The organism is Sunxiuqinia dokdonensis (assembly GCF_001270965.1).
GTDB lineage: Bacteria > Bacteroidota > Bacteroidia > Bacteroidales > Prolixibacteraceae > Sunxiuqinia > Sunxiuqinia dokdonensis.
This window is the reverse complement of record NZ_LGIA01000198.1, coordinates 22,107-29,784: the sequence shown is the minus strand read 5'-3', so window position 1 is coordinate 29,784 and position 7,678 is coordinate 22,107. Positions and strand designations below refer to the sequence as shown.

Genomic DNA, 7,678 nt, shown 5'->3' with positions numbered 1-7,678 from the left:
CGAAATTGATTGGCTCAGGCCGGCATCCAGCCGGATCGGCAGGGTCAGGTCGTTCTTCTCACTGACTGGGCTGTAAATATGAATGGTTCCTGATAGTTGTTCATTTTGAAAGAGTTGGGGAAAATCAAGCTGAATGGCTTGGTCTGTTTGGCTCAGTTTAACCGGTGCTGCCAGTTTGCTCACGTTGTTAATCTTGTCAATCTGGTTTTGGTAATTGACCGATTTCTGATAGTAATCTTTCTCAACCAGATCAAAGTCTTGCCTGACGGCGATGGACACCAGGTAAAGCATGGCCGACATCATAATTAAAAGTGCAATGACAATGCCTGTTCCCCAATTTATTTTAAGTTTCATTGCTGATATTTTTAGTGTTTTAGAACGATTCGTAAGGTATCAACTCGTTGTGGAAATCACAATCATTAAAAAGTGCAGGTCGCCGTTAACTAGTAATCCAGCGAATTTGGCCCAACAAAGCTTGTCCCGATTTCTTCTACCAATTCGCCGTTTTCATAAACCCCAATACGTAAATGCGTATTGGAATTTGTTAGTTGATCTTTTTTCAGAATGATGAGCAAATTGCGTTTGGCAATTTCTCCGGCTTCAAGACGGAGTTCATCACCCATCATCATGATTTGTCCGTCGGGCTCCAATAGCCTTAGCTCTGCCGCTACCGGTTCGTTGGTTTTGTTCACCATTTGCAGATTATACAGGTTACTATAAGCATCGACACCGTATTCCTGAAACATGCTTCCCTGTGCGCGAATAAGGGTGGTTTCAATATCGCCACGGTTGATGAACGAATAGCTGGCGATACCCACCAGCAAGATCAAAACGACCGAGTAAGCAATTGCCCGCGCATTTAACAGTTGTTTTTTTCCTTTCAGAATGGAGTTTTCAGAAGCATACCGGATCAGGCCTTTGGGCTTGTTTACCGTGTACATCACCGAGTTGCAGGCATCAATACAAGCCGTGCAGTTAATGCACTCCATTTGTGTGCCGTTACGGATGTCAATTCCGGTAGGGCAAACATCAACACAGCGCTTACAATCAATACAATCGCCTTTTTCTTCATTTCGGCCTCTTCCGCGTGGTTCGCCACGCACATAGTCGTAGGCCACCACAATTGAGTCGTTGTCAAGCATCACGCCTTGCAGTCTTCCGTAGGGGCAAACCAGCGTACACACTTGCTCACGAAACCATCCAAACACAAAATAGTGCATGCCGGTAAAGGCAAGCACGACGAGTAGGGCGGAAAAATTGGCGGTGGGCCAGTTGGCCAGATAAACCTGTACTTCGGGAAAGCCAATTAAATAAGACCAAAACGTCAGAATGGTCCAAAACGAAATGGCCAGAAAAAGGGCATGTTTTACGGTCCGTTTCAGAAACTTTTCCAAGTCCATTTCTTGTTGTGCCAGTACTTGTTGCTTCCGGCGGTCGCCATCAATCAGGTATTCAATTGGCCGATACAAAAATTCCATGAACACCGTTTGCGGACAGGTCCATCCGCAAAAAATACGTCCGTAAACAACAGTGAACAAGATGATGAAAACCAGGAGCGCAATCAACGGAAAAATCAATAAATGGAAATCTTGCGGATATAAGGTATTTCCAAAGAACACGAACTTACGTCCAACAAAATTCAGAAAAAGAAGCGGTTCGCCTCCCATTTTGAGGTGCGGAGCCAAATAGAAAAACAGCAGCAACGAGTAGGCAACAACTCGCCGATAGTTGTATAACTTGCCTTTGGGCATCTTTGGGAAAAGCCAAACGCGTTTTCCTTCGTTATCAACTGTGGCCATGTGATCGCGAAAGCTATCTTGTTGATTGGCGGTTTTGTTTGCTGCTGAGTTCATTTTTTTCTTTCTTTTAGAAAGTCGGTTAACTTGGCGTTCCTTGTTCAGCCTCCGGATCGTATTTTTCACCTTCGGGAGCTTTTTGGTTTGGCGGATTGCTGCCTTGCAAACTTTTGATGTAGGTGATTACATCCTGAATTTGTCTTTCAGAGAGTAGGTTTTTGTAGGAAATCATCCCTTTTTCAATCACGCCGGTCACAATCACGTTGTGCATGTCCTCGCGCGATCCGCCGTGAATCCAGTATTCATCGGTAAAGTTGGGGCCAACCAAGCCTTCGCCGAATTTACCATGACAAACCGAGCAGATTTTTGAGAAAGTGGCTTCGCCGCTGGCCATAATTTCTTCCTGGGTTCGTACAACCGGAGCCGCTTGTTCTTCTTCGTCTACAGCTTCTTCTTCCTCAATATAAGCGGCCATTTCTTTTTGATATTCCTTGGCCTGAATCACCCGGTCGTCTTCAAAAACAAAAACCAGCGTGAGGTAGGAAGCTGCAAAAACAATACTGGCATAAAACAGGTACTTCAGCCAGGGTGGAAGTTGGTTGTCCAACTCACGGATTCCGTCAAATTCATGTCCTTCGAGTATCTGGTCATTGGTCACCTCGTCTATTTCGGGTTGAGATTGCTGCTTTGTGTGGTGTTTATCTTCTGTTGTGCTCATAGGATTTCTATTTTAGGCTACTCCTGGTTCGTTCTAAATTCATCTTCCAGCGGAATTTCACTCAATCGTCTGACCCGGCTCTTATCCATTCGGATGGTGTGCACGGTGACCATGATGAAGAATATAAAAAAAATCAAAAAGCCAATAATGGCATACAATTCTACACCGATGATGCTTTGTAAGTGTTCTTTCATCATAGCTTATTCCTCCTCTTCTTCAACTTGTGGTTTCATAATATCCGTCCCCAGGCGTTGCATGTAGGCGATCAGCGCAATGATTTCCTTGGTGCTTTCGGTTTCAATTCCGGCTTCGCGCAGGTTTTGTGCAATTCCTTCGGCTTGCTCCAGCAGGTCATCGTTGGCTTTGTGCTCATAGTTGTCGGGGTAGGGAACGCCTAATCTTTTCATCGCCCTGATTTTTGGCGCGGTCGACTTCAGATCGATGTCTTTCTCCGCCAGCCAAGGATACTTGGGCATGATCGATCCTTCGTTCATCTTTTGCGGATCCATAAAGTGATTGTAGTGCCAGGCGTTGGGTTTGTATAGTGGCCCGGTTTTTACACCCTCGCGCGCCAAGTCAGGGCCTGTCCGTTTGGAGCCAAACTGGAACGGATGATCGTATATGAATTCGCCCGCTTTGGAATACTCGCCATAGCGCTCCGTTTCTGACCGGAAAGGCCGGATCATTTGCGAGTGACAATTGTAACATCCTTCACGAACATAAATATCACGCCCCTGCAGTTCGAGTGGCGTATAAGGTTGTACGCTCGAAATGATTGGTACGTTTGAATTGATCAAGTAGGTTGGAATGATTTCAAATACACCGCCAATAAGGATGGCGATGGTTGCAAAAATCAGGAAGCGAATGGGTTTACGCTCCAAAAATCCGTGCCAGCTTTCTGACGGTGTTTTCATGGCTGGTTGCGGGTGTAATGCAGGCGCCTCCGCTTCTTCCACTTTGACAAGGCTGCCTTGTTTAGCTGTTTTTATTACGTTGAACACCAGCATGAGCATCCCAACCACATACAGAAAACCTCCAAAGGCGCGGGTGGCGTACATGGGAATGAGCTGGGTCACTGTTTCCAGGAAGTTGGGATAAGCCAAATAACCTTCCGGGGTAAATTCTTTCCACATTAGCGCCTGTGTAATTCCCCCAATGTAAAGGGGAACTGCGTAGAAAATAATGGCCAGTGTGGAAATCCAGAAATGTGCGTTGGCCAGCTTGACCGAGTAAAGCTTGGTGTTGTACAAGCGGGGAACCAGCCAGTAGAGCATTCCAAAGGTGAGCATGCCATTCCAGCCCAACGCGCCAATGTGTACGTGTCCAACGGTCCAGTCGGTGAAGTGGCTGATGGCGTTGACGGTTTTCAGCGACATCATGGGGCCTTCAAAAGTGGCCATACCATAGGCCGTTATTCCAACCACAAACATCTTCAAAACCGGGTCTCTCCGTACTTTGTCCCAGGCACCGCGCAAGGTCAGCAAGCCGTTAATCATACCTCCCCAGCTTGGGGCAATCAGCATGATGGAGAAAGTCGTTCCCAAGGCCTGCAGCCAATCGGGCAGTGAGCTGTATAATAAGTGGTGAGGTCCGGCCCAGATGTAAATAAAAATCAGCGACCAAAAGTGGACGATTGATAATTTATAGGAGTAGATGGGCCGGTTGGCGGCCTTCGGAACAAAATAATACATCAGTCCGAGGAAAGGTGTGGTCAGGAAAAAGGCGACGGCATTGTGGCCGTACCACCATTGCACCAGTGCGTCCTGAATACCGGCATATACCGGGTAACTTTTCATCAGGCTGTATGGAATTTCAATGGAATTGACAACGTGAAGGACGGCAACGGTTACCCAGGTGGCAATGTAAAACCAAATGGCCACATAGATGTGGCTCACGCGGCGTTGCAAAATGGTGCCAAACATGTTGATTCCGAAAATCACCCAAACCAGCGTAATGGCAATGTCAATTGGCCATTCCAGCTCGGCATATTCCTTGCCCGAGGTGTAACCCATGAGCAGGGTAATGGCCCCGGCAACAATGATTAACTGCCAGCCCCAAAAATGAATTTTGCCCAACAGCCTGCTGTACATGCTGGTTTTCAGCAAACGTGGCATTGAGTAATAAACGGCCGTAAAAATGGCATTTCCAACGAAGGCAAAAATCACCGCGTTGGTATGTACGGGCCTGGTTCTTCCGAAGGTGGTGTACTCCAGACTGAAATTCATTTCAGGAATAAAAATCTGCAAGGCGACCAATAAGCCGACCAACATCCCAACAACACCCCATACAATGGTTGCCACAGCAAAATTCCGTGTAATCCGGTTGTCATAGGTGAACTTCTGTAATTCCATATAGCTACGATTTAATAGATTGCTTTTTCTGCGACTTGTCTTCTGTCAGGTCACTTTGGTTTTCTTTCGAAGAAACCGGATCATCAAATAAAATGCGGACGGATGGGGTGTAAGAATCATCAAACTGACCGTTTCGAACGGCCCAGATAAACGCAAAGAGAAAAACGGATGCCACTAATATCCCAATAATAATCAATACAAATACAACCGACATGTCTTTGGTTTTAGTTCATTTTTAGTTTTTACGTTTGCGTTTCTGCTGCGGGTCACAACACCTATCCACAAATCAGAATCAAACAACAAGCACGGTGAAACTTTGTTTCCTAAAATAAGCAAATTTTTCGCAGAGTTTTAAACCAATTTTCAAAGCTGTTTTCTCTTGACCATGAAATTCACTGAGAACGTGGCAAATGCGACGACGGTCACCGAACTGAGCGGCATCAGGATGGCCGCAATGATGGGCGACAGGTTGCCCTGGACGGCAAATGAAATCCCCACAATATTGTACAAAAAGGAGATCAGGAACGACAGCCAAACAATGCGCATGCTGGTTTTGGTAAACTGAATGAAGCGATGCAGCGAGGCAAACTTTTCGGCTTGCAAAATCGCGTCGCAAGCTGGTGTAAAGTTGTAGATATTGTCGGCCACGACCAGGCCCACTTTGCTTTCGTTCAGCGCTCCGGCATCATTCAGGCCGTCGCCAATCATCAGGGCGTCCTCGCCATTTTGTTGCAAGTTTTTAATGTAGTTCAACTTATCGGTTGGCGACTGGTTGAAGTTGAGCCGGGCATGATCCTGAAACAGCGGCAGTAGGTTGAGTCGCTCCGATTCATTGTCGCCGCTAATCAGATGCAATTCGTAGCTTGTTTGCAGGTTGGCAATGGTTTTAGCAAGACCTTCGCGGTAGTTGTTTTCAAACTGAAAATAGCCCAGGGTTTTGTTTTCAATGAAAACCCACACTTGCGTTTTTAGTTCTTTAGCTGACGATTGGTCGCCCGTAACAAAGTACTGCGATCCAATGTTGATTTTCTTTCCGTTCACGAGCCCGGTAATGCCGAGTGAAGGAATTTCCTTGAAATTGGACACTTCGTAGGATACCGGCTCGGGGATTGATTCGTAAATGGCTTTGCTCAGCGGATGGGTGGAGTGAAAGACGAGCGACTTAATCAGCCGGGTTTGTTCATCGGACAGCTTCTCTCCACGAAATTCAATTTTCGAAGATTGCGCGTGGGTGATGGTTCCGGTTTTGTCGAAAACAACCGTTTTAATGCGATACAGCTTTTCAATTACTGCCGTATTTTTTAGGTAGAATCCTTTTCTTCCAAACTGCCGCATGGTGGTGCCGAAGGTAAACGGAATGGTGAGTGCCAGCGCACAGGGGCAAGCAATAATCAGCACCGAAGTAAAGGCAAACAGCGCTTTGCTTGAGTCGGCAAAGTTCCAGTAAATGCCCGCCGATAGCGCGATGCTGATGATCACCAGGGTGAAATATTGGCTCACTTTGTCCATAATGCCCGACATGGCACTTTTGTCGTCCGCCTTTTTTTTGTCTTGATTCCACAGTTGGGTCAGGTAGCTTTGCTCCACTTCTTTTTGAACCAAAAGCTCAATGGCGCTGCCCATTTGCCGGCCGCCCGCAAAAACGAAGTCGCCCGTGTTTTTGGCCACCGGAATCGATTCGCCGGTAACAAAGCTGTAATCAATACTGGCATGGCCTTTTTCAATGGTCGCATCGGTTGGAATCAACTCCTGGTTACGCACCAAAATCCGGTCGCCGGCTTTCAACTCATTCAAGGCGATGGTTGTGTTGCCTTCCGGCGTTACTTTGGTCACCGCCACCGGAAAATACGATTTGTAGTCTCTTTCAAAAGTCAGGGCTTCGTAGGTAATACTTTGATACCATTTTCCGATGAGCATGAAAAAAACAAGGCCCGTCATCGAATCGAAATAGCCAATTCCCTGGTCGGACGCAACTTCGTAAGTGCTTTGTAGAAATAAGGTTACCAGTCCGATGGCGATGGGCAGATCGATGCTGATCATTTTCTTTCGCAAGCTTTTCCAGGCGGTCAGAAAATAGTCGCTGGCGCAATAAATCAGGACCGGAATGCTCAGCAAGAAGCTCAGCCAGCCAAACGTAAGGCGGAAGTCTGTTTCGAGGTGTTCGCTGCCTGGCATGTACTGTGGAAAATGATAGAGCATGGTGTTTAGAAAACCAAAGCCGGCAATTCCAATCTTAGCCAGCAGGGTTTTGTTGGTTTTTCCCTTTTCAGGCTTTTCCATCGACTGCTGGCTGATTTCCGGCAGATAATGGATGGAGGCCAGCAACTCAACCAGTTGGCGTAAAGTAATTTCGTCGTCGCGAAAAGTGATGCTCACTTCTTTTTTTGGAAAATTGACCGACGACTGGATCACGCCACGATGAAGCGTGTGCAAATTCTCCAAAAGCCAGATGCAGGAAGCGCAATGGATTGTTGGAATGAAAAAGCGCACTTTCGATACGCCGCCATCGGAAAAGTCGAGCAGCCCATTTCTAATCTCTTCCAAATCGAGGTAGGCAAACTTGTCGTCTGAAGGAATTTGGTCGGTGTTCAGTTTGATGCCGGGAGCCGCTTGGATGCTGTAATATTGATCCATCTGGTTTTCGTTCAGCAACTGGTAAACCGTTTGGCAGCCCTGACAGCAAAATGGTTTGTTATTCCAGATAATTGGTGCCGGCCCGCAGTCGTCTCCGCAGTGAATGCATGTTTGATGATCGTTCTTCAAGAGCTGAGCTTTTAGTTGTTGATTTGATTTTTGCAAATAGAACACTTTTC

Annotated in this window: 7 protein-coding genes; all 7 read right to left on the bottom strand. The window is 46.6% G+C overall.

Annotated features, from left to right (window positions below):
• Positions 1–354 (bottom strand): FixH family protein (locus tag NC99_RS18615; protein WP_053187424.1); only part of this gene is annotated, 354 nt, incomplete at its 3' end.
• Between the two features lie 89 nt (positions 355–443).
• Positions 444–1,853, bottom strand: coding sequence for a cytochrome c oxidase accessory protein CcoG (gene ccoG, locus NC99_RS18610; protein WP_053187422.1), 1,410 nt, complete (start codon positions 1,851–1,853; stop codon positions 444–446).
• 25 nt (positions 1,854–1,878) lie between these two features.
• On the bottom strand, positions 1,879–2,514 hold the full coding sequence (locus NC99_RS18605) for a cbb3-type cytochrome c oxidase N-terminal domain-containing protein (protein WP_053187419.1): 636 nt from the start codon (positions 2,512–2,514) through the stop codon (positions 1,879–1,881).
• A gap of 17 nt (positions 2,515–2,531) precedes the next feature.
• Positions 2,532–2,711, bottom strand: coding sequence for a hypothetical protein (locus NC99_RS18600; RefSeq protein WP_053187416.1), 180 nt, complete (start codon positions 2,709–2,711; stop codon positions 2,532–2,534).
• Positions 2,712–2,714: 3 nt separating this feature from the next.
• Positions 2,715–4,865: a cytochrome-c oxidase, cbb3-type subunit I gene (gene ccoN / locus NC99_RS18595; protein WP_053187413.1), complete on the bottom strand. Its 2,151-nt coding sequence runs from the start codon at positions 4,863–4,865 to the stop codon at positions 2,715–2,717.
• Between the two features lie 4 nt (positions 4,866–4,869).
• The gene (gene ccoS, locus NC99_RS18590) at positions 4,870–5,079 is read right to left on the bottom strand and encodes a cbb3-type cytochrome oxidase assembly protein CcoS (RefSeq protein WP_053187411.1); all 210 of its coding nucleotides are present in this window, start codon (positions 5,077–5,079) and stop codon (positions 4,870–4,872) included.
• Between the two features lie 149 nt (positions 5,080–5,228).
• The gene (locus NC99_RS18585; RefSeq protein WP_157625071.1) at positions 5,229–7,628 is read right to left on the bottom strand and encodes a heavy metal translocating P-type ATPase; all 2,400 of its coding nucleotides are present in this window, start codon (positions 7,626–7,628) and stop codon (positions 5,229–5,231) included.
• Positions 7,629–7,678: the final 50 nt, after the last annotated feature.

Coding starts and splice junctions, on each gene's coding strand:
- ccoG (WP_053187422.1), bottom strand. CDS start 1,853: ATGAACTCAGCAGCAAACAAAACCGCCAATCAACAAGATAGCTTTCGC.
- NC99_RS18605 (WP_053187419.1), bottom strand. CDS start 2,514: ATGAGCACAACAGAAGATAAACACCACACAAAGCAGCAATCTCAACCC.
- NC99_RS18600 (WP_053187416.1), bottom strand. CDS start 2,711: ATGATGAAAGAACACTTACAAAGCATCATCGGTGTAGAATTGTATGCC.
- ccoN (WP_053187413.1), bottom strand. CDS start 4,865: ATGGAATTACAGAAGTTCACCTATGACAACCGGATTACACGGAATTTT.
- ccoS (WP_053187411.1), bottom strand. CDS start 5,079: ATGTCGGTTGTATTTGTATTGATTATTATTGGGATATTAGTGGCATCC.